The following is an 18,531-nucleotide window of genomic DNA, read 5'->3' on the forward strand; positions in this document are numbered from 1 at the left end:
AAAGGCGCACAGCTGTTTTTGCGTATCGAAATATCCAGCGGCACATGTCGGCCAGGATTGGTAACCTTCGCTCACTATGCTGATCAGGCTGCTGCGCACTTATCTGACGCCGTACCGGGGTGAACTCACGGGCGTTGTCGTCCTGCAGTTTATTTCGACTATGGCGGCCCTTTACCTTCCGAGTCTCAATGCCGACATCATCGACAATGGTGTGACCAAAGGCGACACCGGCTACATCCTCTCCACCGGCGGGATGATGCTCATGGTCACGCTGACGCAGATCCTCTGCTCGGTGGGTGCCGTCTTCTTCGGTGCGCGAGTAGCCATGGGCGTCGGACGCGACCTGCGAGCGTCGGTGCTGCATCAGGTCGGGACGTTCTCGGCCAGGGAAGTCGGCCACTTCGGTGCGCCTTCGCTGATCACCCGAAACACCAACGACGTCCAGCAAGTTCAGATGATGGTCGTGATGAGTTGCACCATCCTCGTCATGGCGCCGATCATGTGCGTCGGCGGCATCATCATGGCTCTGCGCCAGGACCTGAATCTGTCCTGGATCCTCGGCGTCAGCGTCCCTCTCCTCGTGATCTCGATGGGTTTCCTGATCGCCCGGATGGTGCCCGGTTTCCGGGTCATGCAAGGCCGTCTCGACGCCGTCAACCGTGTTCTTCGCGAACAGATCACGGGCATCCGGGTTGTCCGAGCATTCGTGCGGGAACCGTACGAGGTCGAGCGTTTCGGCGACGCCAATCGCGAACTGACGGAGACGGCACTCGGCGTCGGCCGCCTCATGGCACTGATGTTCCCGCTCGTGATGCTGATCAGCAACGTCACCAGCGTCGCGGTCATCTGGTTCGGTGGCCATCAGATCAACGAGGGCTCGATGCAGATCGGCTCGCTCACCGCCATGCTCAGCTACATCATGCAGATCCTGATGGCCGTCATGATGGCCACCTTCATGGCGGTGATGCTGCCGCGTGCGTCGGTGTGCGCCGAACGTATCTCCGAGGTGCTCGACACGGATTCGTCGGTGATCCCGCCCGAGAATCCGATCCGGGAGCTGAAGGACCCGGGCGTCGTCGAACTTCGTGGCGCTCAGTTCCAGTTCCCCGGAGCCGAGGAACCCGTGTTGCGCGACATCACCTTTCGTGCCGAGCCCGGAAAGACGACCGCGATCATCGGCGGCACCGGATCGGGAAAGACCACTCTGCTCAACCTGATTCCACGATTGATCGATTCCACCTCCGGATCGGTATCGGTGGGAGGAGTCGACGTCCGCGACATCGACACGGAGTTGCTCTGCTCGGTGATCGGTCTGGTTCCGCAGAAGCCCTATCTGTTCTCCGGCACCGTCGCCACCAATCTTCGCTACGGAAACCCCGAAGCTACCGACGAATGGCTGTGGGAGTGCCTCGAAATCGCCCAAGCTGCCGACTTCGTCCGTGCCATGCCCGAAGGCCTGGACACACCGGTGGCACAAGGCGGTACGACGGTATCGGGTGGTCAGCGTCAGAGACTCGCCATCGCCCGAGCGTTGGTACGTAAGCCGCAGATCTATCTGTTCGACGATTCCTTCTCGGCACTCGACCTCACTACTGATGCGAGGCTGCGTGCGGCGCTGCGGCCGGTCACGCAAGACGCCTGCATCGTCGTTGTCGCGCAGCGTATCTCCACCATCGTCGAGGCCGATCAGATCATCGTGCTCGACGACGGCGCCATCGTGGGGATCGGCACGCACGACGAACTCGTGGTCAGTTGTCCCACTTACGGCGAAATCGTCGCCTCTCAGCTAGCCGTACAGGACGCATCATGAGCAATCGACCGACTTCCTCGCCTCCCATCGGCCCGCCCGGCGGCGGCGATCCCACCAAGAAGGCCATGAACTTCGGCCCTTCGCTCAAGCGTCTCCTCGGTCGCTTGAGTCCGGACAAGCCGATCGTCGTCCTGATCTTCGCTTTGGTGACGGCAAGCGTCGTACTTTCCTCGATCGCTCCGAAGATCTTGGGAAACGCCACCAACCTGATCTTCGACGGCATCGTCAGCAAACAACTCCAGCCGGGGACGACCAAGGAACAGGCTGTCGAAGGATTGCGCGCTTCGGGGCAGGGTCAGCTCGCCGACATGGTGTCCGGCATGGCCGTTGTGCCCGGAACCGGAATCGATTTCGACGCCGTCGGCAAGGTCTTGATGATCGTGCTGCTGTTGTTCGTCTGTGCGTCGCTGTTCAGTTGGCTGCAGGCGTATCTGCTCAACATCGTGGTGCAACGTACCGTTCGCCGTCTGCGCGAGGACGTCGAGCAGAAGATTCATCGACTTCCTTTGCGGTACTTCGATACCCACGCCCGCGGCGACGTTCTCTCGCGCGTGACCAATGACATCGACAACGTCGCGCAGAGCCTGCAGCAGACGCTCAGCCAGCTGGTCATGTCGGTGATGACCGTCCTCGGCATTCTGGTGATGATGCTGTGGATCTCGCCGTTGCTCGCCCTGATCGCGGTGGCAACCGTTCCGCTGTCGATCATGGTCACGGCGTTCATCGCGAAGCGTTCACAGAAGCACTTCGTGGCGCAGTGGAAGAGCACTGGCGGCATTAACGCACAGGTCGAAGAAGCGTTCAGCGGCCACGAGTTGGTCAAGGTGTTCGGCCGCCAGCAGGAGGTCGAGGAGCGCTTCCGCAAGCAGAACGAGGATCTGTACGAGTCGAGCTTCAAGGCACAGTTCATCTCCGGTCTGGTCATGCCGGCCGTGATGTTCCTCGGCAACCTCAACTACGTTGCCATCGCGGTGGTGGGCGGCATGCGCGTCGCATCCGGAACGATGACGCTCGGCGACGTGCAGGCGTTCATTCAGTACTCGCGGCAGTTCACCCAGCCGCTCACGCAGATCGCGTCGATGACCAACCTGCTGCAGTCCGGCGTCGCTTCGGCCGAGCGGGTCTTTGCGCTGCTCGATCAAGACGAGCAGTCGGAGGATCCGAGGGGCGCGAAGTCGCCCACGGTCGACAAGGGCCGCGTCAAGTTCGAGAACGTCACCTTCAGTTACAAACCGGAACAGCCGCTGATCGAGGACCTGTCCCTGACCGCCGAGCCGGGTCAGATGGTTGCGATCGTCGGACCCACCGGAGCAGGCAAGACCACCCTCGTCAATCTCATCCTGCGGTTCTACGAACTCAATTCCGGCCGAATCACTTTGGACGGCATCGATATAGCCGACATGACGCGAGACGATCTGCGCTCACGCATCGGCATGGTTCTGCAGGACGCGTGGCTGTTCGGTGGAACCATCCGTGAGAACATCGCGTACGGCAAGCCCGGTGCCACCGACGAGGAGATTCGTCGCGCGGCAGAGATGAGCTACGTCGACAAGTTCGTGCACTCCTTGCCCGAGGGCTACGACACGGTCATCGACGAGGAAGGCAGCAACGTCAGTGCCGGTGAGAAGCAGCTCATCACCATCGCCCGTGCCTTCATCTCGCAGCCGTCCATCCTGATCCTCGACGAGGCGACCAGTTCGGTGGACACCCGCACCGAACTGTTGGTCCAGAGCGCCACCGCGGTTCTGCGCAGTGACCGCACCAGTTTTGTCATCGCGCACCGTCTTTCGACAATTCGTGATGCGAACCTGATCGTGGTGATGGAGGAAGGCCGGATCGTGGAGCAGGGGAGTCATGAGGCGCTGCTCGAATCCCGCGGCGCGTACTTCCGTCTGTACAACAGTCAATTCGTGGGCGCGGAGATCTAGTTTCCTCGTTGCAGTCCCTGGATTGACCTTCAGGTGGAGAGAGACTTACCGAGTTTGTGGCACTCGGGCGGCGGAGCGAGGGAACTGTTGGGATCCGTGGGCCTGTTTGCGTAGCTTGCGGCTTCGGGTTCCGGCGCGCATCTCTTCGCAGAGCTGTTCGTAACCCTTGGTTACTTCGTCCCACCTGTAGGTGGCAGCCGCATGCGTCCGTGCCCGGAGACCGCGTTCTGCGGCGGCAGTTGGATCGGATTCAGTTTCCTCGAGTGCTGCGCTGAGTTGGGTCAGTCCGTTGAAGAAGACTCCGTTGTCTCCCAGCACCTCACGGTTGAAGTTGACGTCCCAGGCGATGACATTTGCACCGGCCCCCATCGCACGCAGTAATGACGGATTGGTACCGCCGACCGTGTGCCCGTGCAGGTAACTTGCCCCTCCCGCGTACAGCGTGTCGAGGAGGTCCTGATCCCAGACGCCGCCCAGTTGGCGTATGCGGGAATCCGACGCGGCGAGCTCGTTGACTCGTTTCTCGTGTTCACTTTCGTACGGAACGGAGCCGACAACGATCAAGGGCAACTGTGCGTCGCTTTGTAGATAACCCTCGATGATCCTGTCCACTTGATTCTCGGGCTCGAGGCGGGCAACGACCAGATGGTAGCCGTGCTCGGTCAGATCGAGCTCCGACAGACGACTCAGATCGGTGGCGTCACGGATTGGTGCTCCGTAAGGCAGGAACATGCTCGAGGTGTTGTATCGCTCGCGATAATAGTCCGCAATTCCCTCGGCGTCGGAGATCAATTCGTCTGCAAGCCAGACGGATACGCGCTCATTTACCAGGTAGTACCGGCGGCCGACAGGGCCCCACTTTCCGCGCTTCCATTCCAACCCGTCGACGTGCACGGCTACCGGGATGCGAGCTGCGCGGATTGCGGGCAGCAGTGGTGCATTAGCAGCGTTGAAAACGATCGCCGCATCGCACCGGTGACGAAGGAGATGCCCGACTGATAGTGCTGTGTGGCTCAAGGTCTCCAGGATGGGGTGTTTCAAAGCGGGTAGCGGTACCCTTTCCATCCCGCGGTAGCTCGGTGATCTGTTTTTGCCGCGGCAGTAGACCACTACTTCGTGGCCACCTTCGACCAGTCGTGAGCCGATCTCCTCGACAGCCGTTTCGAATCCGCCGTAGCGTGCGGGCACTCCCCGTGTCCCGATCATTGCGATTCGCATGAGCGAACCCCCCCTTGTTGTTTTGTGCTCGGGAATTGTCGGATGCGGCGTCCGATGCACGTGTCATGTCGTGCGCTGAATAGTCCGAGGATCCCGAGATTTGGAAAAGGCTATCAAAAATCGAAACCTTATCCAAGTAATAGACAACCTTCAGCAAATAATTTAGTGCAGTTAAAACGTACTATTCATAAGAATTGAGACAAATGGTTATTCATAGGCGAATCGTCTGATTAATCTTGAAAATGCTGAATCTCCCGGTACCACTTGGGCAACGCGGCGCACAGAAACAGGGCCGTGCCGATCAGGAGTAAGGCGTACGAAATGGCGAAGATCGACTGCCAGGCGAAGAGAACGAAGATCCCGCACAGGACGCCGTAGTCGGTGGGGATGACGAGAATTGATCGGAGGGTGGCACTGGCGCTGGTATCTGCCGGTGCAGGTGCGCGATCCGGGTGTGCGCGTCGCAACTGGTCGGTCAGGATCTGGACAAAGAAAAAGACGGATGCCACCAGTGTGAAACCGATGGGAATCAACAACAATCTGACATCTGTGACGTCGTAGTGGCGATACCAACCGATCAACACCGCGAGATGCAGTGCGGTGGTCTTGATGCTGTCGACCACATGATCGAGCCACTCACCAGCAGGCGTGCCACCCCCGCGCAGGCGTGCGAGTTGACCGTCTGCCGAATCGAATGCGTAACCGGCCAGCAGTCCAATGGCGATGAGGATGCCGACCCACCAATGTGGCTGTGCCAGTGCGATAGCCGCGATAGCGGCGGCACTGAAACCGGCGCTGATGAATGTTACTTTGTTAGGTGTCAGGCCGACTTGGTACGCGGCTGCTGCGATGACGCGTCCGATCTTTCTGTTGACGAACCGGGAATATGCGGGCGACCCCTTGGCTGGTGGCTTCTGCGCTCCTGCCAGTCGTCGCACGGTATCGGTGAACGACTCCTCCGGTAGTGAACTATTTTGGTGGACGGTCATTTTCGAATGCTCCTGATTGTCGCTGTAAAGGCCTCGGCGATGTCGGCGCGGTACCGTTCCGGCGAGAATCTGGTCAAGGCCTCGGTGCGCGCACCGATTGCCTGTTCGCGCGTGGTGCCCCAACTCTCGATCGTCGATTGGATTGCGTCCGCCAACGCAACAGCGTTTCCTGGCTCGACAAGGCGACCATTTCTGCCGTCTTCGATGATCTCGGTGAGGCCCTGAACTGCAGAGGCCACTACAGGTCTGGCAAAGAGCTGAGCTTCGACCGCAACATTGCCGAACGGTTCGGCTCTCGACGGCACCAGGGCAATATCTGCGGAATCCATTGTTTCCCATACCTGTTCGACCACGCCGAGGTGTCGGATGCGGTCGCTGACATCCGAGGCAGCAGCGATACGACTGAGATCGTCTTCGAACCACTCGTAGCCGGCAAAGACGCCGCCGACCAGATCGAGTGTCACATCCACCCCGCGTCGAACGAGGATTGCGAGTGCTTCGACCGCAACATCTGTGCCCTTGCGTGGGGCGATGCGCCCGACCAAAACGAGTCGAGTCTGCCCGGTCAGGCTCAGCCTGGGGGCAGTCGGCTCGGTACTCGGGCCGGCGACGCCGTTGTAGATCACGCGAATCCGGCGCCCCAGTGTCGGGATGTCACGCAGGATCAGTTCACGGCACGCATTGCTGTTCGCGATGACCCGCTGCGACAACAACAGTTGGGCGCTCAGACCCATCCGGATCGGCTTGGATGCAGTGCCTTCAGCTTCGTGCACATGGAAGATCACTGCGTAGCCGAGGAGCTTCGCGACCACGGCCAGCCAGGGGATGGTCACAGTGCTGACGTACACGACGTCGGGCGAGAAGCGTCGCAGCGTCCGCACGATGGACGGCGTCGAGCGGGCTGCCTCCACAGCAAGCGAGAGCAGGCCGGTCGGCGACATCTTCGACTTGCGCAGAACCGGTATCGGCATGATCACGGCGTCGGCGCCGGCTTCTTCCACAAGTGCTGCCAACGGTCCATGGGACCCCAGCATCACGGTCACGTCCCAGCCCGTAGTTGTCAGGGCAGTTACCGATTCCAGCACTATTCGGTCCGAGCCGTACAGCTCGGCACCCGGATGAGCTACGAGCGCGCGGTGGGCTGGCGCCCCGATGTAAGCCAAGTATTCCCCCCGGAATGTCCAACTCAGAGTCAACCGTCGGTGCCGTCTGCCGCGAAAGCGGGGCGCAGGCGGATGTAACCATATAGTTGCGGAAAGGCTAGTCTTCATCGTGGGGCAATGTCCACTTGGTCTCCGAAACTCGGAAGAAAGAGAAGAATGAGTGGAAAGTGTATGGAATCTCGCTCGTGCGAGATGGCTGCTGCTGATTGCGGGTGTATTGCTCGGGGCGATCGGTGGTGCGGTCTACTCGGGAACAATCACGGTTGATCACCGCTCGACTGCGGTCGTCTATTTCGCTGTCGACCGTGCCAAGACGGCGAGCGACTACACGGCGGGAAGCTCGTTCGCGCAGAGCGTCATGCCTTCGTTTGCTCAGATCGTGAAGTCACCGATCGTTCTCGATCCGGTGATCGAGGAACTTGACCTCCAGACAACGGCCCGGAATCTCGCCGGTCGGATCCAGGTAGACGTGCCGTCGAATACCACGGTGATGAACGTGACAGTCACAGACACGTCCAGTCTGCGCGCGGCGATGACGGCCAATGCGGTGATCCGACGCCTTGACGAAGCGGTCCGCACACTCTCGCCCCGCGGTGAAGAGGACAACCCCGCAATGAGAATGTCGTCGGTATCCCCCGCGGTTGCCTCAGAGAAGCAGTCGACCGTAAATCGGGCGACATTCGAATTGCTCGGCGCGCTGGGCGGTTTGCTTGTGGCAGTGGCGATCGTGGGAATCTGGGAATCGGTGACCAGACCTGTTCGGTCGGTGTCCGACGTCGAAAACGCGTCGTCGACTCCGGTACTTGCAGCCATCACATTCGACGGTAAACGGTCGGTGGCACCCGTCGAACCTCGTGGATCGGAGAGTGCTGCCGGGACCTTGGTGCTGCACACCAACATCGCAGCGGCGTGTGGGAAACGAGGGGGCGTGAAGTCAGTCGCCGTAGTTCCGGTGACTGCGAGCGACGACGCGCGGGCAGTCGCCGTCGACCTCGCGTTGGTCATGGCTCGGGCACGGGATCGAATTCTGTTGGTCGACGGTGATTTACGATCGGCCTCCGTAGCGGGCATGCTCGGCGCCGAATCGGCTCCTGGCCTCGCGGAGATCCTGGTGGGGTCAGCAGACTTCGGTCAGACGCTCCAGGTGAGGTCCGGGTTGGATTTTGTCGCCGCAGGCAGAGCTGAGGGAAATGCCGCGGAGTTGTTGGTGAGTACGCGACTGAAACCCTTTCTCAAGGTCGAGTCGACGCGCTACAAGATGCTCCTTGCGGTTGGTGGTGCAGCAACACCCGTAGCGGACGGTGCGACATTGGCCGCCGCTGCCGAGGTCACGGTTTTGGTGGCGCGGCGTGGGCAGACCACGCGTCGTGACCTCGCTGCGGCGGTCGACAGGCTGTCATCGGCGGGAGGAATTCTCGCCGGTGTTGTTCTTGTACAACGACGCTCGGGACTCGCACGAGTTCTGATGCGCAGTAGGAAACGACTTCAGGACGGTAGACGTTGATCGCCGTACGGCGGAGGAGTTCTTCGGCCGGCGTCTCGGTAGGCGCGGATATGCGCGCGGCCGAGTTGCGGCCATTTCCTGGCGGACAGGTCAGGGGATTCGGCAGGCGACGGGGCGGCGAGCGCGGTATCAAGTGTCGCCGTGGTGAGGGGGCCCTGATAGAGGTGGATCCAGCCGGGCCCGACCTCGTCGGCCAGTGCCCGGGTTATTTCGGTATCCGGAACGAGCACGGGGCGTTCGAGTGAAAGCGCGAGCAGCAATGCGCCCGAGTTGTGCATGTTTTGATACGGGAGGACAACCAATTGCGCTGCTGTGATTTCCAGCGACAAGGTGCTTTCCTCTACATAGTCGAGGGCAGCAGTGATTCGGCTGCTTTTGTGCGCTGCAGATTCTACGACGGCGCGGAGTTCGTCGGTGCTCGGCTTGCCGACGATACGCAGGCTTGCGCCGGTAGTGGTGACGTGGGCGAAGGACTCGAGCAGCGCCTCGGTTCCTTTGTACGGTCGGATCAATCCGAACGAAATGACCCGGCCGGCAATGGGTTCAGATTTCGGGTATCCCGCAAACCAGTCGGCGTAGTCGCCGTGAGGAATGAGTACCCGTTCGGTTCCTGTTGGTACAGGGGACAATTCGTTGAGCACGATCCAAGTTCGGGTCTGTCGATCGCACCACCGCAAGAGTGCGGTCTCCGTGCGGCTACCGGTTTCGTGTGCTCGAACATTGTGTGCCGTACGGACGATAGGTGTACCGGTGAGCCGCAGGCGCAGCATCAACAGGATGAATCGGACTTGGGCGGCCGCCCGCGCGAGGGCGCCGTCACGGCGGATCATTACTTCGGGCCAATGGATGTGCAAGATGTCGTAACTGCCGAAAAGAGCTGTTTGCCAACTGAAGTACCGGACACTTGCGCCGCAGGTTCGAATCGAGTCGGCCAGTTGTACGACGTAGGGGTTGGTCGTCTTGAATGGCCCGCGAGTGGACAGCAAGACTCTCAACGCGTCTTCGCCGGACTGGCCGTCGTTGCCGATTCGAGGTGTCATGCGACCGTATCCTAAACCTAGTGAATCCCTGGGCGCACTGGTGGCTCGCTGCGAACAAATCCGGGAGTGCTCGTGACCTCCAGGCATTTTCGGCCGGACGTCACGGTCACGCTGATCGTTCTCGTGTGGGCGATGTACACGACGCCACGGCTGGTGCAGTCGCTGACAGGAGTGAAACGGCGGGCGACGGTGGGTGACGCGTTGCCGATGAACCCGTTGGCAGTCAAGTTGGAAGTGCTGCTACTGCTGCTCGTATTTGCCCTGTGTGCGTTCGTCATTCTCCGTGGCACAGCGGCGTTGCCTACCGATCGGCGCATGCCGTTGGTTCTCATGCTTGCCCCATGGGTGTACGTGGTGGTCAGAGATCTGTACATCGATCATGTCCCGACGCGCGGAGGAATGCTCTATCCGGTACTGGTGGTCGCGATCTGGATCCTGCGGCCACAATTGAGGAAGCTCGCCGTGCTCGGGTACCTCGTAGTCCTGACGGCAGTGATGTGCATTGCGTTGGGGGTCTTCCTGCCGGAAAGTGGAATTTTCATTTCGAGTGCAGGTACCGCAGTGGCACCAACGAAAGAGATTTTGCCGCTCGGTATTTTGATCGGAATTTTCACCGACGGTAACAATCTCGGGCAGTACCTGGTTCTCGGTCTGCCGTCAGTGATGCTGATTCCACGTCGCGTGGTGCGTGCGGCGGGCATCGCCGTCGTCCTGTTTGCGATCGTGTGGACGTCCTCGCGATCGTCGTTGGCCGCGGCTGCCCTCGCATGCGGCATGTGGGTGCTGATGACGGTCACACCGTCTGTGCTGCGCAGACCAATGTCCTGGGGGCTGGTGGGGGCGACCGGGGCGGTGATGATTTGGTGGCCGCTGTCCACTCCGGCAGACGATGCGTTGACCAACCGCGGTGCAATCTGGCGTCACAGTCTCGATGCCTGGGGGAACACGCCCTGGTTCGGTTCCGGATCGAATTGGTATTCAGTTCTGCCGCAACACGTCGGGAGCCTCGGCGGCTTTGCGTTCCACGGGCACAACCAGTTCGTACACACACTCGCAACGGGCGGATTGATCTTCCTGTTCCTCGTGGCGGCGATGTTCGTGACGATCGCATGGGCGGCATCGCAATGGAGTGCGCGTGGCATTTTCCAACCGGCATCGCTGTTGGTGGCTCTATTCGCTTCATCCACATTGGAAGTTTCGTTCGGGTTCGTCGACCGAGCATTTCTTCTTGCTGTGACCGTACTTCCGTTGATGTTCGCCGTGTTTGCCACTCTCCCCGAGCATGGTTCGCGGCGTGGGCACACGAAGCCGCGGGTGGAGTCAACCGCCTAGTTGTGCACGCCACTGGTCAGAGCCGGTGCGTCGGCGACTCAATTGCCAATCCCACGAAACGGCGGCGATCACCGCGAGCATCAGCCCGGTCGCGGCGCCGGTCAGCAGGATCAAGCCGCGGCGCGGCGTAGACGCGAATTCAGGTACGGGTGCCCGCGTGACGGTGAGCCCCAGCATGTCTGGCTGTTCTATTTGAATCATCCGACCGGTGAGATCGGCCAGCTGCTCGGCGACGGCGTCGGCGATCTGTGCCGAGCCGTCGGCCGTGTTTGCCCGGACTGTGAATTGCATGGTGACGGTATCGGTCGGGATGGTGACTTCGATGTCGCGGGCCAGGGATTCGGCGGAGGTGTCGAGCCCTAGGCGCCCGATCACCGGTTCGAGGACGGCGGTGGACGTGGCGAGTGCGGCAAAGGAACGGGTGAGCGACAGCGCTTGGGGATAGCGATCACTTATCTGGCGCGGAGTGCCGACGACGCCGAGTTGCAGGGCTGCCTCAGATCTGGCGATGTAGGTGTGTGGCGTCAAGGCTATCGTGGAGAAGGCGACAGCCAGTGTCATCACCAATACCGTCATGAAAATGCGCCATCGGTTCTTGACGATAGTCAGGTAGTTCCACAGCGTCACAGTGCTCGCCGAATCTGTGGACGCGAGCCTGCGGTCGTCTCGTCCGCCAGAGCCGAGCGGTGAATTTCGGTCGACAGGTTCCTTCGGAGGACGAGGAGGACGGCCAACGGCTCTTCTCGCGAAGTCGAGCATAGTGGTCAAATCGCTTCGGACAGTGGGAAAGAGCGTTGCGGAGAGGGTAGCTCCGACCAGGGCGGAGAATATGCCGGCTGCCAAGGACGCGGATGGTGCGACAAACAGGTGAGATCCGACAAATGCGAGCAGTCCGGCCGGTGCGCCGAACAGGAGGATCGCGCGCAAGGAGTTTCGCAGCAACATCATGCTGTCGACACCGGCCACACGGTGCACGTGCCACAGAGTGACCAGCCAGTCCACGAGAAAGCCGATCGACGATGCTGCCGCGACTCCGACGGCGCCCCACGGGAGACCGGCAAGCGTGATCACGATGACCGCAGGTCGGAGAAACAGATACAGGCGCAACTGCGCGCCGGTCAGTCCATAAGACAGATAGACCCAGTAACAGATTTGGGCGACCGAGCGGAATACGCCACCGATTGCAAGGAGCGCGAAAATCGGGGCAACGGCAGGCCACTGTTCACCGAAGGCGACGGTGATCAGCGGCTCTGCGACGCCGGCGCTGACCGCGAGAACCGAAGCGGTGAAGTACCCGCCGATCAATTGTGCTCTGGCCAGGTACCGCCCGTAGATCACCGGGTTGTCCTGAACTTTGGACAGGATGGGGAGTGCGACGTTGGTGAGTGGGGCGTTGATCTGGTTGAGCGGAGTCATCAGCAGTTGGTATGCGCGGTTGTACAACCCGAGCGTGGTTGGCCCGTACATCGCGCCGATAGCAATGCTGTCGATGTTCTTGGTGGCATACCCGAGCAGTTGGGTTCCGAGTAGCCCGCCACCGAAACGGAAGAACCGTTTGATCGATACGCCTCGGCGTGGAAGCCCCGGGCGCCACCGACAGATCACGGCACTGAGAAACAGCGTGGCAACAGCAACCATGATCAACTGCGCGACAATCGCCCAGTATCCGGCGCCCGAAAGCGCAAGCACCACTGCTGTGCCGACTCCGATGGCATTTGCCAGAACATCGGTGGTGGACAGTGCTGTGAAGCGCAGACTGCGCATGAGATCAGCGCGGAACTGGGTGGCCGCACCGGTGACGATGAATACGCCGGCGACGGCAAAGACGATAGGTAGGAGTTCGGGCTTGTCGTAGATCCATACGATTAGTGGCGCCGCGGTCGAGACGACCACGCAACAGACGAAACCGATGCCGGTGTTAGCCCAGAACAGGTTTGTCCGTTCAGCGTCGCTCAACTGCTTGGCCTGCACGGCGGCGAGTGAGAGTCCGAAGTCGCGGATCAGATCTGCAGCGCCCGTAATGGCGACGACCATCGCGACAATGCCGAAGTCTTCCGGCCTCAGCAGTCGGGCCAACAGGATCAACGACGCGGTCTGAACGATGAATTTCACCGCTTGGAACGCAAGCGTGACGCCGCCGCCCCTTGCGGCCTTGTCCGCGAGGTTCATTGGTACTCAGGCGCCGATCGGACGGCGGTACTCGAGGTAGGTCCGGCCGAAGGCGCCCGCGACGATTCCCGCGCCCCGAGCGGCGATTCGGATACCGTGTGCGCGATTACGCGGGCTGCGACCCAACACGCCGAGCGTCGCGCGAGCTGTTCCGCCCGCCACTCGGGTCACCCCGGCCAGTAGCAGGCCTCCGCGTAACCGAACGGTCTGCACATTGCCCGAAATGAGTGCCAATTCCGTACGAGCCCATGAGTTTCCGATTCGATAGCGTCGACGTATTACCCAGTCGCGAGTGGCCCGTTCTGCTGGAACGACATCGGTCACCACTGCCTCGTCACACCACACCAGCGTGAAACCGGCTCCGGTGTACCGGCGCGTGAACAAGCTGTCGGATCCGCCGCTTGCGCTGAAACTTTCGTCGAACTGCAACGAAATCGAGCGGACCAGACGCAGATCGAGGAGCAGGTTGTTGGTTGCGGCCACACGCACTTCGGTGCCTGTGGGTAGGCGTCGGCGATCGAAGAAACCACCGTCGGCGATCCAGGGGTCGAGTGGTGCCGCAAATGCCGACACGACCGGGCCGACAACTCCGCCGGCACCGGTGCGTATGCGGGTTTCGAGCAGTGCTGTCAGCCAGTCGGATGTGGGACGTTCGTCGTCGTCGATGAACACGAGGAGATCGACGTCGACTGATTCGGCGAGAGCGCGGTTGCGGGCGGCAGCGATACCGGGAGTCGGTTCGTGTACGTAGGTGACGCCTGTGCCGAACCGGTTTGCGGTCTCACACGCACCACCAGCAGGATCGTTGTCGACGACAAGCACGGTTGGTGGTCGAATACCGTACCCGACGGATGCCTGACGGCAATGGTGCAGCAATTCGGGAAGCAACTCCATCAGGTCATCGGGGCGTCGGTATGTCAAAACGGCCACAACAGCCGATAGGTTGGACGCGTGATTTCCGGAAACAGAATCAATGGTCGAATTGTTACGTTCACTGCTGATCACCAGGAATATGATAGCGCTACATGTTTGCTGAAACGCGTCAATGGCGCAATGCTGGGGGAGAATGGAAGTTCTTCAATGTTGTGGAGTACTCGCCCTAAACGGTCCCTTCGTGCAATCGGTCTTGCTTTTGCCGCGCTGCTTGCGGCCGGTGGTTTGAACGTAGGTATGCCGGCGGAAGTCGAGGCTGCGGTGCCGACGACATTCGGATTACCTGCAGGAACACCGCTACGAGTGCACAACGGGGACCTGACGATTCGGACGCCGGGCACGGTGATCGAAAATCTGGATATCCGTGGTTTTGTCCGGATCGAGGCCAGTAACGTGACGATCCGCCGGTCCATCATTCGCGGACGTAATCCGGGGCAAATCAATGAATCACTGGTCGCGGCTTACGGAGACCATCGAAATTTCAGGATCGAGGACACGACACTGCGGCCGTCGACGCTGTCACCGTACGTCGACGGAATCAAGGGTCGAAACTTTTACGCCAGGCGGCTAGACATTTCGGGCGTCGTCGACTCGGTGGTGATTTTCGGGGACAACGTCGATTTCGGTTACAGCTGGTTACACGACAATTTGCACTATTCGCCATGGCCTAAGCAGTGGGACAACCAAACCCACGATGACAATGTGCAAATCGAGGGTGGCAGCAATATCTCCGTGCACAACAGTCGTTTGGAGGGTGCGTACAACGCCGCGGCGATGATCACGCAAAACTATGCGCGGGGTGTGAACATCCAGATCAACGACAACATTCTGTCCGGTGGTCAATGCACGATCAATGTCGATGAAAAGGGGAAGGGCGCGATCGGTCTGACGATCAAGAACAATAGGTTCGGCACGTCGGGAATCCGAGATTGTGCGATCCTCGCGCCCAAAACGTCCGTTGGTGACTGGCCGCGGAATGTGTGGCTTTCTACCGGCGCTCTCGTACGGGTTCGCAATCCCCGAAAAACGAAGTAGCCTAGGGGTTGCTGACGGCGGGTTCGTCGGTGAATTCAGCGCATAACGGGGGGGAAGATTCCGGGTGCGTTCCTTATTGCAACCAGGAGTACGAATGGTCGACATCGCCGGTATGCGCGCCGACGGATATCAGGATCACCGGAAGAAGTGGCGCGGTTTGGTCAACGCGTTCGTTTCGGTGGGGACAGTTCTAGCGGTGGTGGGATCGCTGGGCATCGGTACAGCAACTGCCGATACCGCGCCGACTGTCCCCACAATTCCGCGGACGGTGTCCGCGGATGCATTACCCACCGTTCAGGTGGACGGCGTGGTCTGGGCGCAGATCGTGGTAGGCAATACGGTGTACGTGACGGGCAAATTCGCCAACGCCAGGCCGGCTGGTGCCCCGCCGGGCACCGATCTCGTTCCGAGGTCGAACGCGCTGGCATACGACCTCGATACCGGCGAACTCAAGCCATGGGCTCCCGCACTCAACGGGCAGGGGCGCGCCCTCGAAGCGTCCGAAGACGGCAAAACCGTCTTCATCGGCGGTGATTTCACCAACGTCAGTGCTGTCAACCGGTACCGGTTGACAGCCGTCGACGCGGAAAGTGGCACGGTACTCAATACTTTCAAGGCGCCGCTCGACGCCGGTGTGCGCGCTCTCGAAGTTCGGGGCGAGACGCTGTACGTCGGCGGGATATTCAACAGTGTCGGCGGACAGGCGCGTCAGCGATTGGCGGCATTCAACGTCGTGACCGGTGAAGCTCTGCCGTGGGCGCCGAAGGCCAATGCCGAGGTGATGGCCATCACGGCGCCACCTGGTAGCAGCAAGGTCGTGGTCGGCGGTCGCTTCACGACGCTCAACGGTGTGAACAACGTCGGCGTCGGCTCTCTAGACGGCACAACTGCTGCGACTATCTCGTTTCCCACCAACACAATTGTGCGCAACTCTGGTGTCGACTCCGCGATCTACAGTCTGAGCAGCGACGCCGGCACCGTATACGGCACCGGTTACTCGTACGGGTCGGGAAACCTGGAGAGCGTTTTCGCCTCCGACGTTGCGACCGGAAATCTGCGGTGGGTCAGCGGCTGCCGAGGTGACACGTACTCCAACGTCACGATCGGCGACGTGATGTACGTAGCCGGACATCCGCACGACTGCAGTCAAATCGGAGGCCTTCCACAAACGGAACCGTGGAGTTATCAGTGGTCGTTGGCATTTCGTACGAATGCGTCCGGCCCGATCAACTCGAGTGGCAACTTCCTCGGCAAACCTGCGCCAGAGTTGTTGCACTGGTTGCCGACATTGGCTCCCGGAACGTTCACGGGCCAGAAGCAGGCGGGTTGGTCGATCGCCGGAAATGATCGCTACATCGTCCTCGGTGGCGAGTTTCCGAAGGTCAACGGTGTGCCGCAGGAGGGACTTGTTCGGTTCGCGATCACGGATCAGGCGCCGAACAAGGAGTCTCCGAACGGTTACAACGAGTTGTTGCCTGCGATGACCGGAGTCGGCCCTGGTGCGGTCCGCGCGACGTGGACGGCGGCTTGGGACCGCGACAACAGTCACTTGACCTACGAATTGCTTCGAGGTGCCCAACTTTCGACTGCGACGGTGGCGGCTACGACCGCCAACGATGCACAGTGGTGGAACCGGGGCCGGATGGGTGCCACGGATACCTCGGCGCCGCCGGGATCGACCCAGACGTACCGGGTTCGGGTCACGGATGCATTCGGCAACACCATGGTCGGGCCAACGGCGACAGCCACAGTGCCGGCCGGAATCGCGTCGCCGCCAAGTGCGTACCAGGAGTTGGTTGCCCGCGACGGCGCCGTCCATTACTGGCGACTGGGGGAGTCATCGGGGACGCTTGCATCCGATTGGGCCGGCGATTCGGATCTGACTCTCAAATCAGCCCAGCGAAATGTCGGTGGTGCGATAGTCGGTGACCAGAACACCTCGACGACATTCTCGGCCGGATCGAAGACCGGTGGGGCGACTCAGTTCGGGCCGCAGTCGTTCAGCGCCGAGGCATGGTTCAAGACGACCACCCGTTGGGGAGGGAAGATCGTCGGTTTCGGCAGCGTGAATACCAACAACAGCGCCTCCAGCGATCGTCATGTGTACATGAGCAATTCGGGTCAGCTGTTACTTGGTGCGAACGCGAACGGATTCCGGACGGTGGCTAGTCCACGGTCGTACAACGACGGCAAGTGGCATCACGTCGTCGGTGTACTGGGATCGACCGGGATGCGCCTGTATGTCGACGGTGAGCAGGTGGCAGAACGTGCCGACACCGTTCAAGCCGAGTACCGCACCGCGGGATATTGGCGGGTCGGCGGCGACAGTCTGGGAGGTTGGCCCTCGGCACCTCTCAGTTCCAACTTTTCAGGCGCGCTCGACGAGGTCGCGGTCTACAACTCGGCATTGAGTTCGGATGCGGTGCAGGCGCATTGGCAACGTGGCCAGGGCGTGGTAGCGAATCAGCCGCCGGTGGCGGCGTTCACGGAAACCGTGACGGATCTGGCAGTCGCTTTCGACGGCGGCACTTCGGCAGATCCGGACGGGACAATCGTTTCGTACGAGTGGAACTTCGGTGACGACGCGACAGGTGCCACTATTACAGGTGCCGACGCGAAGATCGACCATAGTTATGCTGTCGCCGGTACATACGGCGTGACCTTGACAGTCGTGGACAATGCCGGTGCGAAAAGCACTGCAACACATCCGGTTACCGTCAAGGACGCGGTTGTTCCGGCTGACGGCGAGGTAGCCAAAGACGATTTCGACAGGGAAACGGTCTCGGGTCTCGGCGAAGCAGAGGTCGGTGGCGTCTGGTCGGTGACCGGTGGTGGAGCCAAAGCTTCAGTCGAGTCGGGTTCGGCCAAAGTGACAGTACCCGCTGGCCGTTCGGCGACGATGTTGTTGCCCGCGGTAGCGTCCGGTGATGTAGACGTGTCGCATTCAATGTGGCTCGAAGCGATGCCGACCGGTGGCGGCGCGTATCTGTCGACCGTGCTGCGAGGTGGGGCTTCCGGCGATTACCGTTCGCGGGTAAGGATTCTCGCTGACGGTTCGGTACAGGTGTCGTTGACCAAAGTGGTGGCGGGTACCGAAACGGTACTCGGTTCGGTCGTGCCATTGCCTGGCCTGACGTACACGGCAGGTAAGCATCTGCGGGTCCGTGCCCAGGCGCTCGGTGCGTCACCGTCTACCCTGCAGGTAAAGGTGTGGGACGAGGAAATGCCCGAGCCGGTGCAGTGGACCAGATCCGTCACCGATTCCACTCCGGAACTGCAAGCTCTGGGTTCGACGGGGTTGGCGGTGTACATTTCGGGATCGTCCACCGAGTCGGTAGTGGCCCGGTTCGACAACTTCGAGGTCGCTCGACCGGAGTAGACGTGCATACAACACCGCGCGCCCCTGTACA

At 60.8% G+C, this 18,531-nt stretch carries 12 protein-coding genes; 6 read left to right on the forward strand and 6 right to left on the reverse strand.

Features of this window, described 5'->3' with window-relative positions; genetic code table 11:
* Positions 1–76 precede the first annotated feature (76 nt).
* Together DBV08_RS04620 and DBV08_RS04625 are read left to right on the forward strand one after the other, a co-directional pair.
* On the forward strand, positions 77–1,810 hold the full coding sequence (locus tag DBV08_RS04620) for an ABC transporter ATP-binding protein (protein WP_095969561.1): 1,734 nt from the start codon (positions 77–79) through the stop codon (positions 1,808–1,810).
* Entirely contained in the window at positions 1,807–3,738 is a 1,932-nt protein-coding gene (locus tag DBV08_RS04625; protein ID WP_095969562.1) for an ABC transporter ATP-binding protein, read from the forward strand. The genes DBV08_RS04620 and DBV08_RS04625 overlap by 4 nt, the downstream gene beginning before the upstream one ends.
* A 45-nt stretch (positions 3,739–3,783) precedes the next feature.
* Here DBV08_RS04625 and DBV08_RS04630 read toward each other — a convergent pair whose 3' ends face one another.
* The 3 genes from DBV08_RS04630 to DBV08_RS04640 all read right to left on the reverse strand — a co-directional run bounded on the left by DBV08_RS04630 (position 3,784) and on the right by DBV08_RS04640 (position 7,108).
* Positions 3,784–4,956 carry a DUF1972 domain-containing protein gene (locus tag DBV08_RS04630; RefSeq protein WP_095969563.1) on the reverse strand — a complete coding sequence of 391 codons (1,173 nt, stop codon included), beginning with the start codon at positions 4,954–4,956 and terminating at the stop codon, positions 3,784–3,786.
* 230 nt (positions 4,957–5,186) lie between these two features.
* Positions 5,187–5,945 (reverse strand): CDP-alcohol phosphatidyltransferase family protein, encoded by a 759-nt coding sequence (locus tag DBV08_RS04635; RefSeq protein WP_095969564.1) that lies wholly within the window; start codon positions 5,943–5,945, stop codon positions 5,187–5,189.
* Positions 5,942–7,108: a glycosyltransferase family 4 protein gene (locus tag DBV08_RS04640; protein WP_216360482.1), complete on the reverse strand. Its 1,167-nt coding sequence runs from the start codon at positions 7,106–7,108 to the stop codon at positions 5,942–5,944. The genes DBV08_RS04635 and DBV08_RS04640 overlap by 4 nt, the downstream gene beginning before the upstream one ends.
* A gap of 160 nt (positions 7,109–7,268) precedes the next feature.
* On the opposite strand from DBV08_RS04640, the gene DBV08_RS04645 reads away from it, so the two are divergent.
* On the forward strand, positions 7,269–8,612 hold the full coding sequence (locus DBV08_RS04645; protein WP_124566677.1) for a hypothetical protein: 1,344 nt from the start codon (positions 7,269–7,271) through the stop codon (positions 8,610–8,612).
* On the opposite strand, the gene DBV08_RS04650 is transcribed toward DBV08_RS04645, so the two are convergent.
* The gene (locus DBV08_RS04650) at positions 8,594–9,652 is read right to left on the reverse strand and encodes a glycosyltransferase (protein WP_124566678.1); all 1,059 of its coding nucleotides are present in this window, start codon (positions 9,650–9,652) and stop codon (positions 8,594–8,596) included. The two genes, DBV08_RS04645 and DBV08_RS04650, sit on opposite strands and share 19 nt — an antisense overlap.
* A 72-nt stretch (positions 9,653–9,724) precedes the next feature.
* Between DBV08_RS04650 and DBV08_RS04655 the strand changes: the two genes are divergently transcribed.
* Positions 9,725–10,984, forward strand: coding sequence for an O-antigen ligase (locus tag DBV08_RS04655; RefSeq protein ID WP_124566679.1), 1,260 nt, complete (start codon positions 9,725–9,727; stop codon positions 10,982–10,984).
* On the opposite strand, the gene DBV08_RS04660 is transcribed toward DBV08_RS04655, so the two are convergent.
* Positions 10,973–13,153: an oligosaccharide flippase family protein gene (locus DBV08_RS04660; protein ID WP_124566680.1), complete on the reverse strand. Its 2,181-nt coding sequence runs from the start codon at positions 13,151–13,153 to the stop codon at positions 10,973–10,975. The two genes, DBV08_RS04655 and DBV08_RS04660, sit on opposite strands and share 12 nt — an antisense overlap.
* 6 nt (positions 13,154–13,159) lie before the next feature.
* Positions 13,160–14,083 (reverse strand): glycosyltransferase family 2 protein, encoded by a 924-nt coding sequence (locus tag DBV08_RS04665; RefSeq protein ID WP_206029863.1) that lies wholly within the window; start codon positions 14,081–14,083, stop codon positions 13,160–13,162.
* 21 nt (positions 14,084–14,104) lie between these two features.
* Between DBV08_RS04665 and DBV08_RS04670 the strand changes: the two genes are divergently transcribed.
* Together DBV08_RS04670 and DBV08_RS04675 are read left to right on the forward strand one after the other, a co-directional pair.
* A complete protein-coding gene (locus tag DBV08_RS04670; protein ID WP_124566681.1) occupies positions 14,105–15,121 on the forward strand; it encodes a hypothetical protein in 1,017 nt (338 codons plus the stop codon).
* A gap of 94 nt (positions 15,122–15,215) precedes the next feature.
* A complete protein-coding gene (locus tag DBV08_RS04675; RefSeq protein WP_124566682.1) occupies positions 15,216–18,500 on the forward strand; it encodes a LamG-like jellyroll fold domain-containing protein in 3,285 nt (1,094 codons plus the stop codon).
* Positions 18,501–18,531 lie beyond the last annotated feature (31 nt).

This window comes from Rhodococcus sp. KBW08, assembly GCF_003852455.1.
Taxonomy (GTDB): domain Bacteria; phylum Actinomycetota; class Actinomycetes; order Mycobacteriales; family Mycobacteriaceae; genus Rhodococcus_F; species Rhodococcus_F baikonurensis.